Origin of the sequence: Rouxiella sp. S1S-2 (assembly GCF_009208105.1) — a bacterium.
Lineage (GTDB): Bacteria > Pseudomonadota > Gammaproteobacteria > Enterobacterales > Enterobacteriaceae > Rouxiella.
On sequence record NZ_WFKL01000001.1, the window covers coordinates 1,536,906 to 1,556,197 of the forward strand.

Annotated in this window: 15 protein-coding genes; 8 read left to right on the forward strand and 7 right to left on the reverse strand. The window is 53.7% G+C overall.

Features of this window, described 5'->3' with window-relative positions; all coding sequences use genetic code 11:
- Nucleotides 1-189 precede the first annotated feature (189 nt).
- Complete coding sequence (locus GA565_RS07095) at nt 190-1,263, forward strand: DUF1176 domain-containing protein (protein ID WP_193311881.1); 1,074 nt, start codon at nt 190-192, stop codon at nt 1,261-1,263.
- 166 nt (nt 1,264-1,429) lie between these two features.
- Here the strand turns inward: GA565_RS07095 and tkt are convergent, their stop codons facing one another.
- From tkt to rpiB, 3 genes are all read right to left on the reverse strand, one after another.
- Nucleotides 1,430-3,424 carry a transketolase gene (tkt, locus tag GA565_RS07100; RefSeq protein ID WP_152197546.1) on the reverse strand — a complete coding sequence of 665 codons (1,995 nt, stop codon included), beginning with the start codon at nt 3,422-3,424 and terminating at the stop codon, nt 1,430-1,432.
- A 16-nt stretch (nt 3,425-3,440) separates the two neighbouring features.
- Nucleotides 3,441-4,391 (reverse strand): transaldolase, encoded by a 951-nt coding sequence (gene tal, locus GA565_RS07105; protein ID WP_152197901.1) that lies wholly within the window; start codon nt 4,389-4,391, stop codon nt 3,441-3,443.
- Between the two features lie 210 nt (nt 4,392-4,601).
- The gene (rpiB, locus tag GA565_RS07110) at nt 4,602-5,051 is read right to left on the reverse strand and encodes a ribose 5-phosphate isomerase B (RefSeq protein WP_152197902.1); all 450 of its coding nucleotides are present in this window, start codon (nt 5,049-5,051) and stop codon (nt 4,602-4,604) included.
- Nucleotides 5,052-5,574: 523 nt separating this feature from the next.
- Between rpiB and GA565_RS07115 the strand changes: the two genes are divergently transcribed.
- The 7 genes from GA565_RS07115 to maeB all read left to right on the forward strand — a co-directional run bounded on the left by GA565_RS07115 (nt 5,575) and on the right by maeB (nt 14,800).
- Nucleotides 5,575-6,942 (forward strand): MFS transporter, encoded by a 1,368-nt coding sequence (locus GA565_RS07115; protein ID WP_152197903.1) that lies wholly within the window; start codon nt 5,575-5,577, stop codon nt 6,940-6,942.
- A 10-nt stretch (nt 6,943-6,952) separates the two neighbouring features.
- Nucleotides 6,953-8,713 carry a dihydroxyacetone kinase family protein gene (locus tag GA565_RS07120; protein ID WP_152197904.1) on the forward strand — a complete coding sequence of 587 codons (1,761 nt, stop codon included), beginning with the start codon at nt 6,953-6,955 and terminating at the stop codon, nt 8,711-8,713.
- A complete protein-coding gene (locus GA565_RS07125) occupies nt 8,713-9,501 on the forward strand; it encodes a triose-phosphate isomerase family protein (RefSeq protein ID WP_152201355.1) in 789 nt (262 codons plus the stop codon). Before GA565_RS07120 ends, GA565_RS07125 begins: the two co-directional genes overlap by 1 nt.
- Nucleotides 9,501-10,301 (forward strand): sugar phosphate isomerase/epimerase, encoded by an 801-nt coding sequence (locus GA565_RS07130; RefSeq protein WP_152197905.1) that lies wholly within the window; start codon nt 9,501-9,503, stop codon nt 10,299-10,301. The genes GA565_RS07125 and GA565_RS07130 overlap by 1 nt, the downstream gene beginning before the upstream one ends.
- A 79-nt stretch (nt 10,302-10,380) precedes the next feature.
- On the forward strand, nt 10,381-11,238 hold the full coding sequence (locus tag GA565_RS07135) for a phosphogluconate dehydrogenase C-terminal domain-containing protein (protein WP_152197906.1): 858 nt from the start codon (nt 10,381-10,383) through the stop codon (nt 11,236-11,238).
- 160 nt (nt 11,239-11,398) lie between these two features.
- Complete coding sequence (locus tag GA565_RS07140; RefSeq protein ID WP_152197907.1) at nt 11,399-12,361, forward strand: sugar-binding transcriptional regulator; 963 nt, start codon at nt 11,399-11,401, stop codon at nt 12,359-12,361.
- Between the two features lie 159 nt (nt 12,362-12,520).
- Nucleotides 12,521-14,800, forward strand: coding sequence for an NADP-dependent oxaloacetate-decarboxylating malate dehydrogenase (maeB, locus tag GA565_RS07145; protein WP_152197908.1), 2,280 nt, complete (start codon nt 12,521-12,523; stop codon nt 14,798-14,800).
- Between the two features lie 120 nt (nt 14,801-14,920).
- On the opposite strand, the gene GA565_RS07150 is transcribed toward maeB, so the two are convergent.
- The 4 genes from GA565_RS07150 to rbsK form a co-directional block, all read right to left on the reverse strand.
- Nucleotides 14,921-16,234 (reverse strand): MFS transporter, encoded by a 1,314-nt coding sequence (locus GA565_RS07150; protein WP_193311972.1) that lies wholly within the window; start codon nt 16,232-16,234, stop codon nt 14,921-14,923.
- A 15-nt stretch (nt 16,235-16,249) separates the two neighbouring features.
- The gene (locus GA565_RS07155; RefSeq protein ID WP_152197910.1) at nt 16,250-16,747 is read right to left on the reverse strand and encodes a YhcH/YjgK/YiaL family protein; all 498 of its coding nucleotides are present in this window, start codon (nt 16,745-16,747) and stop codon (nt 16,250-16,252) included.
- Nucleotides 16,748-16,923: 176 nt separating this feature from the next.
- Complete coding sequence (locus tag GA565_RS07160) at nt 16,924-17,853, reverse strand: dihydrodipicolinate synthase family protein (RefSeq protein WP_152197911.1); 930 nt, start codon at nt 17,851-17,853, stop codon at nt 16,924-16,926.
- A 94-nt stretch (nt 17,854-17,947) separates the two neighbouring features.
- Nucleotides 17,948-19,162 (reverse strand): ribokinase, encoded by a 1,215-nt coding sequence (gene rbsK / locus GA565_RS07165; protein WP_152197912.1) that lies wholly within the window; start codon nt 19,160-19,162, stop codon nt 17,948-17,950.
- Nucleotides 19,163-19,292: the final 130 nt, after the last annotated feature.

Here is a 19,292-nt window from a genome sequence, read left to right on the forward strand (position 1 = left end):
CAACAAAACGTGTTTATCCCCTTAATGATGAAACTATTTCGTGTCTTCCAAACTGACGTGAGTGCATTTTTACGTTTTAAAAAGCTATCCATTTCTATTTACTGGTAAAAAAATGATGCTTTTCGGGCAGAGTCTTTGCACAGCTTAGGTTAATATCTAAAGGTTTACTTCGTAAAAGAGCTTATTCTAATGATACCCAATTGGATATCCACCCCGCTGTTGTTGATGGCAACCCTGTTAACCGGCTACGCGCATGCCCAACCGATGCAAAGAATCTACAACGATTGGCAGGTAAGTTGCGACAATTTAAACCATTGTTCAGCGAGAAGTGCGCAGGACAGCCAGGGTCTGGTGTTGCAGCTAACCCGTGATGCCGGCCCGGAAGGGCGTGCGAGCGTCAGTATTGATTATCAGCGCAACGGTGACGAGCAGACCTCAGACCTGGCCATTGCCAACCGTCTCACGTTCAGCGGCAAGCCACTCACATTTAATCGCCGTGAATGGGACGTGAGCAAAAAACATATTGCCAGCATTAACCGTCTGGTGGTGGGTGATTTTGTGAACATTATCCGCGAAGGCAGCAGCATTCAGTTGGCTGGAAAGCTGGATCCGGCGCAGAGCACGCGGCCTGCTATTTCTTTGAACGGGCTAAAGGCGGCGCTGTTGGCTATTGACGAGCAGCAATCGCGCGAAGGGACAAAAACCGCCTGGGCTAGCCGTGGCAATAAATCGCCGTCAACGGTGCCAGCAGCGCCCGCGGTGCCATTATTGCCGCGGTTCAACGAACCCCATCCGCTGACGGAAGGGGAAATCTCGGCGATAACTCAAAATACCGCCACCAATATTGAAAATAACGACTGCAGCCTCGACCCCTCGGAGCGGGAAGTGCATCTGTATCCGCTAAGCAATGACAAAGCGCTGATGACCGTTAACTGCGATATGGGGGCCTATAATCTGTATGTATTGGGTTATATGGTTTCGCGGCAGGCGCCTTATAAAGCCGATACTCTGGTGCTTGACCTGCCGTTTAAAACGGGTGAGGACGACCAGCCTCCCGAGCTCATTAACGCTGATTTTGATGAGAAAACAGGGATGCTTTCGATCTTTGATAAAGGACGCGGGCTGGGTGATTGCGGCGTATCTTCGCGCTGGATGTTTGACGGTAAAACCTTCCGCCTTGCGTTTTATTCCTCTGAACCAAGCTGTGACGGCTATAGCAAGAGTGGACAGTGGCCCGTACTGTGGATGACAAAATCTTCATAGATTTGTCCTCAAGCGAAAACCTCTGTAGCCACCCATTTCACCGGTTTCTGGCTGTCCGGTTCTGGTTTAGCTCCGGGAGAGGGGTAGGGTGATGCCATAAAAAAGGCCCCGGCTTTCACCGGGGCCTTTTTAGACCTGCTTCAAACAATCTCTGACGATAAAAGACTTATTTCAGCAGCGCCTGCGCTTTCGCGACCACGTTGTCTACCGTAAAGCCGAACTCTTTGAACAGCAGCTCCGCCGGCGCCGACTCACCAAAGGTGGTCATGCCCACGATAGCGCCGTTCAGGCCCACGTATTTATACCAGTAGTCGGCAATGCCCGCTTCCACCGCCACGCGCGCCGAAATCGCTTTCGGCAGGACGGACTCGCGATAGGCTTCATCCTGCTTGTCGAACGCGTCGGTTGACGGCAGCGACACCACGCGTACCCTGGTCCCCGCCGCGGTCAGCTTGTCGGCCGCTTCCACGGTGATACCCACCTCAGAGCCGGTGGCAATCAGGATAACCTCTGGCGTGCCTTCGCTGTCCTTCAGAATGTAACCCCCGCGCGCCACGTTCGCCAACTGCTCGGCGGTACGCGGTTGCTGGGTCAGGTTCTGACGGGAGAAAATCAGCGTCGTCGGGCCGTCGTTGCGCTCAATCGCGTATTTCCACGCCACCGCGGACTCGACCTGGTCGGCCGGGCGCCACAGGCTCATGTTCGGCGTCACGCGCAGGCTGGCCAACTGCTCCACCGGCTGGTGCGTCGGGCCGTCTTCGCCCAGACCGATAGAGTCGTGGGTGTAAACGAACACGTTGCGGATTTTCATCAGCGCGGCCATGCGCACCGCGTTACGGGCGTACTCCACGAACATCAGGAAGGTCGCCGAGTACGGCAAGAAGCCGCCGTGCAGCGCGATGCCGTTGGTGATGGCGGTCATGCCGAACTCGCGCACGCCGTAGTGAATGTAGTTACCCGCCTGGTCGTCGCCGATTGATTTCGAGCCGGACCACATGGTCAGGTTGCTCGGCGCCAGGTCGGCAGAGCCGCCCAGGAACTCCGGCAGAATTTTGCCGAAGGCTTCCAGCGAGTTCTGCGACGCCTTGCGGCTGGCAATGTTCGCCGGCTTGGCCTGCAACCCTTCGATGAATTTCTGTGACTCGGTTTCCCAGTTCTGCGGCAGCTTGCCGTTAACGCGACGGTCAAACTCGGCGGCCAGCTCCGGGTAGGCTTTGGCGTAGGCGGCGAACTTGTCGTTCCAGGCCGCTTCTTTGGCCTTACCGGCTTCCTTGGCGTCCCACTGGGCATAAATGTCCTGAGGAATTTCAAACGGCGGATAGTTCCAGCCAATCGCTTTACGCGTGGCGGCCACTTCGTCCGCACCCAGCGCGGCGCCGTGCACGTCGTGGGTGCCGGCCTTGTTCGGTGAACCGAAACCGATGATGGTTTTGCACAGGATGAGCGTCGGCTTGTCGGTCACCTTGTGGGACTCTTCGATAGCCGCTTTAATCGCGTCAGGGTTGTGGCCGTCTACGTGACGAATGACGTGCCAGTTGTAGGCTTCAAAACGCGCCGCGGTGTCATCGGTGAACCAGCCTTCTACGTGGCCGTCGATGGAGATGCCGTTGTCATCGTAGAACGCGGTCAGTTTACCGAGCTTCATGGTACCGGCCAGCGAGCACACCTCGTGGGAGATACCTTCCATCATACAGCCGTCGCCCAGGAAGGCGTAGGTGTGGTGGTTGACGACGTCGTGGCCTTCGCGGTTGAACTGCGCGGCCAGCGTGCGTTCGGCGATGGCAAAACCGACGGCGTTAGCAATCCCCTGACCCAGCGGGCCGGTGGTGGTTTCAACGCCTGGGGTGTAGCCGTACTCCGGGTGACCTGGGGTCTTGGAGTGCAGCTGGCGGAAGTTGGCAAGCTCGTTAATCGGCAGGTCGTAGCCGGTGAGGTGCAGCAGGCTGTAAATCAGCATAGAGCCGTGACCGTTTGAGAGGACGAAGCGGTCGCGGTCGGCCCAGTGCGGGTTGGTCGGGTTGTGGTTCAGGTAATCACGCCACAAGACTTCGGCGATGTCGGCCATGCCCATAGGGGCGCCAGGGTGGCCGGAATTCGCTTTCTGCACGGCGTCCATGCTGAGTGCGCGGATAGCGTTCGCAAGCTCTTTACGAGAGGACATGTTCTACTCCAGTTAATTACAGTTGAGCGGACAGCATATCTTCCAGCTTCTGCTGGTCGACAGCGAACAAACGAATGCCTTCAGACAGCTTCTCAACCGCCATTGGGTCTTGGTTATGCTGCCAGCGGAACTCTTCTTCTGCCAGCGGCGCTGGCTGATGGAATGCTTCTGTGGAGGGAGTCAGTTTACGTTCAACCGGCTCGTTGCTGTTTTTCAGCTCTTCCAGCAGGTTTGGCGAAATAGTCAGACGATCGCAACCAGCCAGTGCCAAGATCTGGTCAACTTTACGGAAGCTGGCACCCATGATCACCGTCTGATAACGATGCTCTTTATAGTACTTGTAGATATCTGTCACGGACTTCACACCCGGATCTTTCGTCGCATCGTAGGCCGCGTTTGGCTCTTTGGCCTTATACCAGTCGTAGATACGGCCCACGAAAGGTGAAATCAGATAAACACCGGCTTCGGCGCAGGCACGGGCCTGGGCGAAGGAGAACAGCAGAGTCAGATTACAGTTGATGCCTTCTCTTTCTAACTGTTCAGCGGCTTTGATGCCTTCCCAGGTGGAGGCCAACTTGATCAAAATACGCGATTTATCAATGCCGTGGTCCGCATACATGCCGATCAGCTTACGCGCTTTTGCCACACACATGCCGCGATCGAAGGACAGACGTGCGTCAACTTCGGTTGAAATACGGCCAGGGACACTTTTGAGGATCTCCAGACCGATGTTCACAGCCAGCTTGTCAGAAGCATTGATAATTTGCGTTTCCTTGCTTCCACCTTGTCTACGGGCGTAATCAAGCGCTTCTTGAATCAGAGGTTTGTACTGTGGAATATCAGCAGCTTTGAGGATCAGTGAAGGATTGGTGGTCGCATCCTGCGGTTCGAAATGACGAATGGATTCAATATCGCCACTGTCGGCTACCACTGTCGTTAGCTGTTTAAGTGCGTCTAACTGGTTCATCTCTTACTCCTTAAGAAGAATCGATACAGCAAAAAGTCGTTACGTTTTAATTAGAGTACATAGACTGCATCATTTTATTAACACATTGAATGCGCTTTTTCTGATTATTGTGATGGGCCAGAGCTATGGCTTTAGATATCAACAGGTTATAAAACCGGTTGGCGGACCTTATTATAAACAGTTAAACAAAGTCCGCTGACAGCAGAAAAATTAAGCGCCTTTCAAACCTTCATAGTAGCCAATTTTTTCAACTTTGCTGGTTGAACCGCCTCCTTCGAAATTAGAGGCCAGCCAGGCCGCGACGATCGATTTTGCTAATTCCGGGCCAATGACGCGCGCACCCAGCGTCATCACTTGTGCGTCATTACTTTTGCGGGCGCGTTCGGCTGAATAAGTGTCATGGCACTGGGCGGCGCGAATGCCAGCAACTTTGTTCGCCACGATGCTCATTCCAATGCCGGTGCCACACAGCAAAATGCCGCGTTCAAACTTTCCTTCTTTAATTGCCGTTGCCACGGTGAAGGCAATATCCGGGTACAGCGGATTATTAGCATCCTGGCTGTAATCGACCACTTCCAACCCCTGTTGCTGAATAAAAGCTTTAACGATGTTTTTCAGTTCAATAGCCGCATCATCGGCTCCAATCGCGATAGGTAACATAATTTATCCTTCCTAATTAATAGGTTATGAATGTTGAGTGGCGTCATGGCATTGAACACAGCGGCCATCTTTCTGCTGCGGCTCCCGGCCTTTTTGGGGGGCGCGCAACGCATAAAATCAAGATAGCGCGAAATCAATCATATGTTCAATGATCGTTCATATGTTTTGTGATGAATGATCTAAACTGATGCCGTCCGCGTAAATGTATTGAACAAAATGTGATGTAAACTCAGGTGTGATCCGTTTTAATCGGCTTTTTGAGTCGTGTCACACTTTTAACGTTGGGGTGTAGGCAATTTAAGAGGGAAAGGGTAGTGTTCATATGTTCAATGTAGATATTTATGAACAGCTCAAAACCCGTCAGAGGATGAGACCATGAGACAAGCCTGCAAAAGCCCTACAAGCACTGCCCATTTTGCAGCGTCGGATAAGACATCCAGCGCTTTTGAACGCTGCACCAGCCAGCACACCAGAAGCTCCTTAGTTAATGCTTTGCCTGCCTGCGGGCAGTAGGAGTAAAAAAATGACAACAATTTCTCAAACAGTACCTGGGACTGCTGAAAAATCAGCAATTCGTAAAATTTGTTTGCGCCTGGTTCCTTTCGTGGCGCTGATGTTCTTTATTAACTTCCTCGACCGTACCGCTATCTCTTTCGCTGGCCCCAATGGGATGATTAGCGATTTAGGCATTCAGGTGGCCCAGTTTGGGCTAGCGTCGGGTGTTTTCTTTGTCGGCTACATTTTGCTGGAAGTCCCGAGCAACCTGGCACTGCATCGCTACGGCGCACGCCGCTGGCTGGCGCGTATCATGGTCTCGTGGGGCATTGTGTCGCTGCTGTTTACTTGGGTTAGCAGCGTGCAAGGGCTTTATGGTCTGCGTTTGCTGTTAGGCGTGGCCGAAGCAGGTTTCTTCCCTGGCGCCATTTTCTTCCTCAGCGCATGGGTGCCGGCACGCTATCGCAGCAAGATTCTCGCGCTGTTCTATCTTGCCCAGCCGTTGACCGTAGTATTTGGCGCACCGCTGGCCGCGTGGTTTATTAACCAGCACGGGCTGTTCGGCCTTGAGGGCTGGCGCGTGATGTTCCTCGGCGTATCGATCCCGGCGATTCTGGTGGGGATTGCTGCCTGGTTCTATTTGGTTGATAAACCTAAAGATGCTAAATGGCTGACAACAGAAGAGCGCGTTTGGCTCGAGACTGAACTTGAAAAAGAAGAGTCGAGCAAGAAAACCCCTCACGGCCATCACGGGCTGAGAGCGGCATTTGCCAGCGGTCGCGTATGGATGCTGTGCATGATCTATTTCGGTTTCGTCTATGGCCTGTATGCATTGGCGTTCTTCCTGCCGACCATTATCGGCGGATTCCAGCAGCAGTTTGGCGTCACTTTCAGCGTGCTGCAAAAAGGGCTGATCACCGGTATTCCTTATTTGGTAGCCGCGGTAGTGATGTTCTTCTGGTCGCGTGATGCTTCAAAACGTGGTTGCAAAACCTGGCATATCGCACTGCCTGCACTGGTGGGCGGGGTTAGCGTACCGCTGGCGCTGTATATGGATTCGCCAGCCGCCACCATTGCCGTCATCACTATTACCGCCTGTTCAATTTTCGCCGCGCTGCCGAATTTCTGGACGCTGCCCACGCAGTTCCTTTCCGGGGCTTCTGCCGCCGCTGCAGTTGCGCTGATTAACACCCTCGGCAACGTGGCGGGTTTCTCGGCCGGTTATGTCACCGGTGCACTGCACGATGCCACCTCGAGTTATACGGTTCCGATGATGGTCGTTGGCGGATTTATGCTGCTTTCGGCTCTGTTGATGGTGCTGCTGCGTGCAACTCAGCGACCGGCCAAGCCTGTGTCATCAACCCTTAAAGACTCGCATTCCGCTAAAGCTGTCTAGGAGTAGTGAAATGACCTATTTATTCAATAAACCCTCGGCGTTTGCCAATGAGCTGATCGAAGGATTCGTTGCGGCGCATGCCGCTAAAGTTCGGCAGGTGCCGGGTGGTGTGGTGAGAAGTACGCGCAGTCAGCCCGGCAGCGTTGCCGTAGTGATTGGCGGTGGCTCGGGTCATTATCCTGCCTTTGCCGGGCTGGTTGGGCAGGGGATGGCGCACGGTGCGGCGATGGGGAATCTGTTTGCCTCGCCGTCCGCCCAGCAGATTTGTTCAGTGGCGCGTGCGGCCAACAACGGCGGCGGCGTGCTGTTGACCTTCGGCAACTATGCCGGTGATGTGCTGCACTTTGGCCTGGCGCGAGATCGCCTGATTTCAGAAGGCATTCCGTGTGAAACTGTGTTGGTTACCGATGACATCTCCAGCGCCAGCAAGGCCGAGCGTGAAAAAAGACGCGGCGTAGCCGGTGACCTAGTGGTATTCAAAGCGGCTTCAGTTGCTGCTGAGCAGGGTCTTTCATTAGAAGAGGTTACGCGCATTGCCCGCCTTGCCAACCAGCGTATTCGCTCGTTTGGCGTCGCCTTCAGCGGCTGTACTTTGCCGGGTGCCGACCATCCTTTATTTAGCGTGCCGCAGGGTAAAATGGCGCTGGGTATGGGCATTCACGGCGAACCGGGAATTGGTGAGTCAGACATTCCTACCGCTGACGAACTGGCTGAAGTGCTGGTCAAAAGTCTGCTTGATGAATTGCCAGACGACATTGCCAGCGCCAAGGGCCAGCGGGTTGGCGTGATCCTTAACGGTCTCGGTTCGGTGAAGTACGAAGAGCTGTTCGTGGTTTATCGCCGCATTGCCCAACTGCTGGATGAAGCAGGAATTGTTGCGGTCGATGCGGAAGTTGGCGAATTTGTGACTAGCTTTAATATGGCGGGGGCATCCTTAACGCTGTTCTGGCTGGACGACGAGCTAGAAGCGCTGTGGCGTGCACCGGCCGATGCGCCAGCCTTCCGCAAAGGGTCGGTGATTGCTGCCGAGCCGCTTGAGGCGCAAAAGATTGTTGAAACGGCGGCGGTGAGCGTGCCACCTTCCAGCGAAGCATCGAAGAAAGCAGCACAGTGTTTGGTTGGCGTATTGAATACTTTGGCGCAGACCGTAGTAACCCACGCCGACGAGCTGGGGCGTATCGATGCCGTTGCCGGAGACGGTGACCATGGAATCGGCATGGAGCGCGGTGCGCTGGCGGCGGCGGAAAAAGCTGCCGAAATGCAGCTGCGCGGTGCGGGTGCGGGCACATTATTGCAGCATTCCGCCGATGCCTGGGCCGACCGCGCCGGAGGAACCTCGGGGGCGCTGTGGGGAATGGCACTTAACGCGCTGGGCACGGTGATTGGCGATGAAAAATATCCCGATGCGCACACTGTCGCCGAAGGCGTAAGCAAGGCGAAAGACGGCATCATGCACTTTGGTAAAGCCAAGGTCGGCGATAAAACGCTGGTCGACGTGCTGGTTCCGTTTAGCGATACCTTAAGCGCCTGCGTTCAGCGCGGCGACAGTTTTGGTGCTGCGTGGCAGCATGCGGCGCAGGAGGCCGACGTTCAGGCGAAAGCGACCGCCCATCTGCGCCCTAAAGTGGGCCGTGCCAGACCGTTGGCAGAAAAGAGTTTAGGGACTCCGGATGCCGGTGCCGTGTCGCTGGCGCTGATTGTTAATGCACTGCTGCCGCTGTTTGCTGATAAAACCGGCGACGGTGTAAAACCACGTGAGGAAAAAGTGTGATGAAACCGCAACTGACGCTGGGGGTGAGCCTCAAAATGTATTTCGGCTATCAGCAGACGCTCGAATGGTCACGTCAGATAGCCGAAATTGTCAGCCACCATCCGGCGACGCGCGACGGGCAGGTTGAGCTGTTCGTGTTTCCTTCTCTACCCGCTATTGCCGGTACGCTCGAAGCTTTTCGCGACACGCCGGTGAGGGTGGGGGCGCAAAACATGTTTTGGGAAGACACCGGTGCCTATACCGGTGAAGTGAGTGGGGCAATGTTGCATGAGATGGGCTGTGGCTATGTCGAAATTGGGCACGCCGAGCGCCGCCGCTATTTTGCCGAGACCGATCGACAAATTGCCGATAAAACCACCGCCGCGTTGCGCAACCAACTGATACCGGTTATCTGCATGGGTGAGGCCGAACGCTGCTCTGCCGCCGAGGCGATTGAGCAGGCGGTTGAACAGGCCCATCAGGCGCTGGGACCGGCTGAAAAACTCGGGCTGAACGGTGATGCCATTCTGGCCTATGAACCGCAGTGGGCGATCGGTGCTAAAGAACCGGCTTCGGCCGAGTTTATCGGTGAGGTGTGTCAAGGCTTGGCCGAACGATTGACCCGCGATGCCAGCGGCGCGCGTCGGGTTATTTATGGCGGCAGTGCTGGACCGGGCCTACTTTCACAGCTTGGGCACCGCAGCGGCGGACTGTTCCTCGGGCGGTTTTCACATCAGCCTGCGGCCTACAAAGCCATCCTCGATGAAGCTTTCACGCTGTTAAACGCCTCGACTAAAGGGAACGGATAATGGCGATTGGACTGAGTACTTACGCCTATTTTTGGCGACATTCAGACCGTGTTCCCGTCCCGATGGGGCTAGATGCGATGCTCGAACAAACTGCCGAGCTGGGCGGTCAGGTTTTTCAAATTTGCGATTATCCCAAAATTGAAAAACTGTCGGCAGAAAGCCTGGAAAAACTGAGACAGCGTGCCGAATCGCTTGGCGTGGTGCTAGAGCTGGGAACGCGCGGTCTGAAAGCGGATCACCTCGGGCTGTATTTAAATCTGGCTAAATCGCTGGACGCCAAAATTCTGCGCTCAATGTTTAACAGCCCGGATTTGCGTCCGACGATTGCTCAGGCGCAGCAGCAGCTGTCGCAGATTTTGCCGGATTTCGAGCGCAGCGAAGTGGCGCTGTGTATCGAAACCTATGAACAGGTTCCTACCGCCAGCAATCTTGAGGTGGTGAAACACTTCAACTCACCGTGGCTGGGCATTTGTCTCGACCCAGCCAACTGCGTGGCGGCACTGGAAGCACCGAAAGAGGTGATTACCCTGACCACGCCCTATGTGCTGAATCTGCACGTTAAAGACTTTGCCTTTTCCCGTCGTGACGGCTGGGTGGGCTTTACCTTTGCCGGCTGTCCGCTGGGTGAAGGATTGCTGGATTACGACGCGATGATTGCTGAGGTGAACCCCCAGTCGCGCGGCATTAACCAGATTATTGAGCATTGGTTGCCGTGGCAGGAAGATGCCGACGCAACCTGTGCGATGGAAGACGCGTGGACGCGTCACAACCTCGATTACCTGCTGTCGCGAAATGCATAGCGCATCGGCAGGCAGGTTATCGATTACCCCTTCTTTTAAGTACAACTTTGAATTTTAAATATTAAGTGAGGAACACATCATGACGACAACATTGAAAACAATTACTGTACTGGGTGCCGGTGGTAAAATGGGCATGCGTATTTCTGCCAATTTCCAGAATAGCGATTATCAGGTGTTCTACTGCGAGAATTCTCCGCGCGCGCAGGAGCAGGTTGCCGCACAGGGTCGTGAAATATCGGATGCCGACACTGTTGTGCCGCACAGCGACGTGGTTATTCTTGCCGTGCCTGATATTGCACTCGGTGCCGTTTCTACCGCCATCGTGCCGAAAATGAAAGCGGGTGCTGTTCTGTTGACGCTGGACCCTGCGGCGGCCTACGCTAACCTGATTTCTCAGCGTGATGACATTAAGTATGCGGTGGCGCATCCTTGTCATCCGTCAGTGTTTCTTGAGCGTTATACCAAAGAAGAGCACGCCGATGCCTTTGGCGGCATTGCGGCTATTCAGCACGTTGCGGCTTCCTATGAGCAGGGCAGCGATGCCGATCGCACTGAATTAGCTAAAGTGGTCAGCGTAATGTACGGTCCGGTTGAGCAGGTGCATTGGGTGAGCGTTAAACAGCTGGCCTATCTTGAGCCGACGCTGGTCGAAACCGTGGCCTGCATGGTCGGTTCTTTCATGAAAGAGGCACTCGACGAAACCGTTAAGTCCTGCGGCGTACCGGAAGAAGCGGCTAAAGCCATGCTCTACGGCCATATTCAAATTGCGCTGGCCGTCGCATTCCGCAGCACGAATCCTTTCTCTGATGCCTGTATGATTGCGATGGAGTATGGTCGTGAAAAAATTATTAAAGAGGACTGGAAGCAGATCTTCGAGGAAAAAGAGCTGGATATTGTGATTGCCCGCATGTTGAAAATTGATGCCATAAAACGCTAATTTAGCACGCAGCAGCAGGTGGCGCAGGCCCACGAGGTTTGCGCCACCTTCACTTTCCCGCCCCGTGATCTTTTTCCCGTCTCGTCGATGCCCTGCTGTAGTCAAGTTTCCCTGATTAGCGTATAAAAAGGCAGAATTTGCCAGGAGAATTGAGCCCCGGATGGAAAAGCAAACTGTCATTCAAGATAACGAACTGCTGACTGAGATTGCCGTCGCTTACTATCAGGACGAAATTACTCAGGAAGAAATCGCAAAAAAATTTGGTATTTCGCGGATTAAAGTCGGGCGCTTGCTCAAGCGAGCCAAGGAAGAGGGCATTGTTGAGATAAACGTGCGCTACCATCCGGTATTCAGCACTCGTCTCGAACAGCAGATGATGGAACGCTTTGCGATAAAACGTGCACTGATTGCCCTCGACCATCAGGACGAAGAGGAGCAGCGTCGCCAAGTCGCAGCACTGGTTTCCAACTATCTGGCCTCTACGCTAAAAGACAATACCGTGGTCACCGTCGGGCAGGGCCGCAATGTGGCGGCCATCGCCGACCATCCGGGCAGTATGCCGGAACGCCAGTGCAAATTTATTTGTGGCATCGGCGGCACCCACCGCCCCGGTGATTCGATTAATGCTGATCACATCAGCCGTCGTTTGGCCAAGAAGTTTGGCGGCATCAGCGAAACGCTTTACGCCCCAGCCTACGTTGAGGAGAAGTCCCAGCGTGAGGCGTTTATGCGCAATGGCACCATTAACGAAACGCTCGACCGCGCGCGCAAGGCAGACATCGCACTGGTGGGCATCGGTGACATGAACGAAAACAGCTACATGGTCAAGCTGGGCTGGTTCACTCCGCATGAAATTATCGACGCCAACCTCAATCAAGGTGTGATCGGCGACGTGGCAGGTTATGACTTTTTCAACGCGCAAGGTCAGCACGTTGATACAGTGATGAACGAACGGGTGATTGGCCTGAGCATTGACGAGCTGCGACAAATACCCTGCGTGATAGCCATCGCCGCTGAGAACACCAAGGCGCTGGCCATTCTCGGGGCGCTGCGCACCGGCGCGATTGATATTATCGCCACCACGGCGCTGAATATCCGCACCATTTTGAACATGTCGCAATAGTCCTTTAAAGGCGTCGAAATAGTCCTTCCCGCATTGCCCGAGTCCTTCGGGCAAGCTGTTTTTCCGCTTTTCGAGCCGCTTCAAGGTTTGTCTTTTTGAGCTCCTTATACTGGTTAACTGGAATTTCTCAGTCAGTGCCAACATTAAAAGGAACCGATAATGGACGATCAATTGAAGCAGAGTGCGCTCGATTTTCATGAGTTTCCCGTTCCCGGTAAAATTCAGGTCTCCCCCACCAAGCCGCTGGCAACTCAACGTGACCTCGCGCTGGCCTATTCACCCGGCGTGGCGGCACCCTGTCTTGAAATCGAAAAAGACCCCCTTGCTGCCTACAAATACACCGCAAAAGGCAATTTGGTGGGGGTGATTTCTAACGGTACCGCGGTGTTGGGACTGGGTAACATTGGCGCACTGGCCGGCAAGCCGGTAATGGAAGGCAAGGGCGTGCTCTTCAAAAAGTTTGCCGGCATCGACGTGTTTGATATCGAAATTGATCAGAATGACCCCGACAAGCTGATTGAGGCGATTGCCTCGCTGGAGCCGACGTTCGGCGGTATTAATCTGGAGGATATCAAGGCGCCTGAGTGTTTTTACATCGAGAAAAAGCTGCGCGAGCGCATGAAAATTCCGGTATTCCACGACGATCAGCACGGTACGGCGATTATCTGCACCGCAGCGGTGCTTAACGGCCTGCGTATCGTCGAGAAAAATATTGCCGAGGTTCGCCTGGTGGTGTCGGGCGCCGGTGCCTCGGCGATTGCCTGCCTGAATCTGCTGGTGGCGCTTGGCCTTAAACGCGAAAATATCACCGCCTGCGACTCACGTGGTGTGATTTATAAAGGCCGTGAAGAGAACATGGCCGAGACCAAAGCCGCCTACGCGATTGACGACAACGGACAGCGCAGCCTGGGCGACGCCATTCCCGGGGCGGATATCTTTCTTGGTTGCTCAGGTCCCGGCGTGCTCACCCAGCCGATGGTGAAAGCGATGGGCCGCAGCCCACTGATTCTGGCTCTGGCCAATCCCGAGCCGGAAATTTTGCCACCGCTGGCAAAAGAGGTGCGTCCTGACGCTATTATTTGCACCGGCCGCTCTGATTATCCTAATCAGGTCAACAACGTACTGTGTTTCCCGTTCATCTTTCGCGGTGCGCTCGACGTAGGTGCTACTACCATTAATGAAGAGATGAAGCTGGCCTGCGTACACGCCATTGCCGACCTGGCGCTGGCCGAGCAAAACGACGTGGTGGCGTCGGCCTATGGTGAAGAAGAGCTGTCTTTTGGCCCGGAGTATCTGATACCTAAACCTTTTGATCCGCGCCTGATTGTGAACATTGCGCCAGCGGTAGCTAAGGCGGCGATGGACTCCGGCGTGGCGACTCGGCCGATTACCGACTTTGACGCCTACAGAGAAAAGCTCTCCGAGTTTGTCTATAAAACCAACCTGTTTATGAAGCCGATTTTTTCGCAGGCTAAAAAAGAGGCCAAAAAAGTGGTGCTGGCAGAAGGAGAAGAGGCGAGGGTGCTGCATGCCACGCAGGAGATTATTTCACTCGGACTGGCTAAGCCAATTCTGGTGGGCAGGCCCGGCGTAATTGATATGCGCATTAAAAAGTTGGGACTGCAAATTGAAGCTGGCCGAGATTTTGACGTGGTAAACAACGAATCCGATCCGCGTTTTAATGAATACTGGAGCGAGTATTACCAATTGATGAAACGACGCGGGGTGTCACAGGAGCAGGCGCGACGAGCTGTTATCGGTAATCCCACGCTGATCGCCGCCATTATGCTGCTGCGCGGAGAGGCCGATGCGATGATTTGTGGCACCATTGGTACCTATCACGAGCATTACGAGGTGGTAGAAAAAGTGTTTGGTTTTCGCGAGGGCGTGCGCGTGGCGGGAGCAATGAATGCGCTGCTCTTGCCGAGCGGTAATACATTCATCACCGATACTTATGTGAATGAAGACCCCACCGCCGAGCAATTGGCCGAGATAACCCTGCTGGCGGCTGAAACCGTGCGGCGATTTGGTATTGAGCCTAAGGTCGCGCTGCTGTCGCACTCAAGTTTTGGCACCTCAGACGGGCAAACGGCGCGCAAGATGCGTAAAACGCTGGAGCAGGTTAACAAGCTCGCGCCAGAGCTGGAAATTGACGGAGAAATGCATGGCGACGCGGCGCTGGTTGAAAGCATCCGCCATGACCTGATGCCAGACAGTCCGCTAAAAGGCTCGGCTAACATTCTGGTTATGCCCAATATGGAGTCGGCACGAATCAGCTATAACCTGCTGCGCGTCACCAGTTCTGAGGGGGTCACTGTGGGGCCGGTACTGATGGGCGTCGCGAAGCCGGTGCATATTTTAACGCCCATCGCCTCGGTAAGACGAATTGTTAATATGGTTGCACTGGCCGTGGTTGAGGCGCAGGCCGAGCCGCTGTAAGCCTACCGTTGCTGGCAGATTTTGGCGACTCACCCACATTGACTATCTGATTAAAACGGGAGAATGGCCTTCGCCAGTGAAGGCCAGAATGCCCCCAAAGACGCTGGGGGCGGTCATGAATTACTTCTGTAGGGTCACCAAAATCGGTTTTTTCACAAACAGTCCGTAGCTTAGCGCACCCAGCATCAGTAAACCGGCGCCGAGGAAGAAGACGTTGGTGAACTGGCCGGTAGCATCAAGGATTATCCCGGTGACAATGGGCGCACAGGCTGCGCCCAGGAAGCCCCCAAAGTTCTGGATTGCCCCCATTGATGCCACCTGCTCTTTCGGCGCAATGTCTGAGGCCAGCGTCCAAATAACGCCCTGCGGCAACTGCGAGAAGAAATAGCCAATCGACAGCAGTGCGATGCTCAATGTGGTGTTATGCACGAACGGAATTGGCGCCACAAAACAGGCCGCCAGCGCAGCACCGGCAACGATCGGCACCTTACGCGCCGTAATGGTTTTCACACCACGACGGATAAGGCGGTCGGAAATCATCCCGCCACACAGCACGCCCAAAATACCCGCAAAGAAGGGGATAGCGGCCAGCCAGCCAGTTTGTTTTAGGCTAAAGCCCAGCGATTTCTCCAGATAACCCGGCAGCCAGGTCAAATAAACCCAAATGGTGAACATAATCGAGAAGTTGCCGATCACCATAAACCAGGTGGTTTTGTGCTTAAACAACGCACCCCAGCTCGCCTTGTTATTGCCATGAATGTCGGCCACCGGTTGCTGCACCAACTGAGAGTTGGCGTGAATTACCTTTTCTTCGCGCTCTGTCGGGTTGCGATAGAATTTTAGCCATACCAGCAGCAGAGGAATACCGGCTAGACCGATCGCAATAAACATGCCACGCCAGCCGAGCGTTAACAGCAGCACGGTCAGGATTGGCGGCGCAATGGCATTGGCAATCTGCGAGCCGGTGTTGATGATGGAGGTCGGCAGTGCGCGCTCTTTGTCAGAGAACCAGCGGTGAGTGATCTTGATGCCGGAGGTAAAAAATGGGGATTCGGAAATGCCCAGCAGCACGCGCAGGGCATAGAACATGGAATAACCATTCACGAAACCGGCCATCACCGTGAAGGTGGACCATAGGCCCACACCCCACGAGAACATCTTTTTAGGACCAAAACGGTCAACCAGCCAGCCCGCCGGCAGGTTTGCCAACGCATAAGGCCACAGGAACGCCGACAGCAGCAGGCCCATTTCCGTTTGGCTGAAACCAAACTCCCTGGCGATGGTGGTATTGGCAATACTTAAATTGGCGCGGTCGAGGTAATTAATTACCGCCGCCATTAACAAAATAAAAATAATGCCCCAGCGCAAGCGCGAAACAACGGGGGCGGCCGTTTTAACCAGAGGGGTATCGAGAGAAGAGGTTGCGTCTTTCATCATTTTAATTATCCACTATTGGTTATTCATAAATAAGTCATCATTGAACAGACTTAGGTGAATTTTAATCACAGCTTTACGAATAAAAGACTCGTTTTTGGTATTACAACAAGGACGGTGTAAATCTTGCGGAAATAAAACAGCAAACATGCCGGGTTCCAAACGGATCAGCGATTCATTATTCGTTTCCTGATAAAACACAATGTCGTGCTTCTCTGCCCGGTCTTCTACCACCTCATGCTCAGCCGCACCGCGTGCCACGCCGATGGTTTCTTCTCCCTGCAAGAGAAATTGAATATCTACAAACTTAAAATGTGACTCAGCTCGCATTTCATTAGCAGGAACGGTGTTCATTTCTTGAAGAAGGCAAAACATCTTGCCCGGAATAATGTCGAATTTCCCTGGTGTTAGCGTTGAAAAATCAGTTTGAGTAATATACTCAATACCTTTATTAATAATCGGATGGAAAGCGAATTTCTCGCGTTCCCAGTCTCGCAGGCAACATACGATCATGTTGAATAATCCTTTTATATTTATTTATACCTAGGGTCGGATTACAGCTAAAAACGTTATAAATTTAAAACTTACGGCCTGGAGGGGTAATCATTTGAATAAAATAGTCCACCAGGCAATTAATCAGCGGATAAGACGACGGCTCATCCGCATCACTCACTTAACGCTATTGCGCCTTATACGGCGGCAATTTTTTTCTGCCACACCGCCGTGCCGCTGTGAATTTGATCCAGCAACACGGTCAGTCCCCAGAATTTTTCCAGCACATTGTCTTTATTCACGCGGCAGAATTCACTGTCGAACGTGCCCAGACGCTGATGATAAATCTTGGCATTCTTCGGATAACCCAAGGTTTCAGTCACCGCCCCCAGCGACAGGAAAATGGCCAACTCGTCGGCGAGCTGCGGCTGGGTTTTCGCCTTGTGATACAGCCAGCTGTAAAGCTCGGGGTGGAAGTTAGTGAACACGCCGCTGAATCCTTTAGAACCCGCCTGCATCGCTGGATAAGCAATCGCGGCATTAGCATTAATGATGTTCAACGGCGTATTCGCCACCAGCTGCACGCGGCGGGTCACGGTTGCCAGGTCACAGCTCACGTCTTTCAGCACCACGAAGCGGCCCGTGTTAGCGCAGTAAGTCAGCTCTTCGTCGGTCAGCAGGCGGCGATACGGGGCTGGACACTCATACAGGCCCAGCGGCATGGACTCGGGCAGGGCGTTCAGCAGCTTATCCAGCGTGGCAAAGAAGGTCTCACTGCCCTGATTTTTAGGGTCGAGATGGTTGGTTACCAGCACCAGTGCGTCGGCACCGGTTTTCGCCATCGCGCTCAGTTCATTGATTTGGTCATTGATATCATCACTGATGTGGCCAGAAGCAATCACCGGCACGCGACCTGCCACTTGCTTGACCACAAACTCGGCCAGCTCAACGCGCTCTTCCAGGGTCAGAAACTGCATCTCACTCGACTGACACACGGCAAATAGCGCATCTACGCCTTTCTCAAGATACCAGTCGATCAAACGGGTCAGCCCCGGATAGTCAATCTGGTTGTCTTCGGTGAAAGGGGTCAACATCACCGGCACGATACCTTCAATACTTTTAGTCATTACTGCTCCTTAAAACGTAATCGATTACGTGGCCGCTAAACGTGATGCATCAAGGCAGCGACCGCCACAAGAAACTAAACAGTGAACGCAGCATTTATCGCTGCGCCAAACGTGCTAAAACCTGTGCGTTATCAGGCATGTTCGATGCACCTTCACGCTCGACTGCCAGTGAGGCAAATGCCGAGGCGTAGGTCGCCGCCTGAATCAGACTTTGCCCATTGGCAATGCTCGACGCCAACGCGCCGTTAAAGGCATCGCCCGCGCCAGTGGTGTCAACGCTCAGGGCCGGGAAGGCCGGAATGTGTTGAAACTGGTTGCCGTCGAGCAGCAGGGCACCGCGTGAGCCCATGGTAATAATGACCCGCTTTGCGCCCTGGCTGACAATGCGCTGTGCGGCCTCTTTAGCGCTGGCTAAATCCTGCACGTCGATGCCCGACAGCTGCGATGCCTCGGTTTCGTTAGGTGTAATCACGTCAACGTATTCCAGGCACTCTAGCGCGTGTGTCGAAAAAGGTGCCGGGTTGAGGATCACCTTGACCCCCAGCGCCTTGGCCAATTTCATCGCGCGCAGGGTGGCGGAAAAATTATTCTCGAGCTGTACCAGCAACACGTCCGAATCTTCAAGCTCGGGAGCAATGGCCGCGACCTCGTCTTCGCTGATGGTTTTATTGGCACCGGAGTAAATAGCAATCATGTTCTCGCCGTTCTCCTGCGAGACATAGATGATGGCATTGCCCGTCGGCTCGGTTTCCGACTGATAAAGGGTAAAAGAGTGAATTTCGGAGGAGGTCAGGTGATCGTAAGCAAACTGGCTGAACTGATCTTTTCCTACTTTAGACACGAAATGCACTTTGGCACCGGCGCGACTGACCGCCGTAGCCTGATTGGCACCTTTTCCTCCGGGACCGAGCGTACTGCCCAGCGCCATCAGTGATTCTCCGCCTTTTGGAAAGCGCTCAACCTTCGCCACGATATCGACGTTAAATGAACCCAGAATGCAGACCTTACCTTTCATGTTCTTTCCTTTATTCTGCTGCCCGGCCTGCTTTCTTTTCTGATTCTGCAGTCGTTTTAGCAATACTTCAAAATTGTCGCCGGTGCCGGTAATCAGCTTCGACTGCAAACTGCGGCGATTAACCCGCGCCCCGCCGTGACAGCGCTGAACCAAATTTTCAGCCGCTAGTGCGTTTAGGTCACTGCGGATGGTTTCTCTGGTTACGTTAAACAGGGACGCTAAAACCTCGACCTTTACCCGTTCGTATTTATCGAGATACTCCAGAATTTGCTGCCGACGCTCTTCAAGAAACATATTTACCCGCCTTTTCTTTATTTAGAATAAATGTAACAAACTAATTAAAGAGTGATGTTTCTCATAGCTTGGTAGGCAAAACGGAAGTAAACAAAAATTGGGGCGTATGAGTTTCGTTACGTTAGAAAGA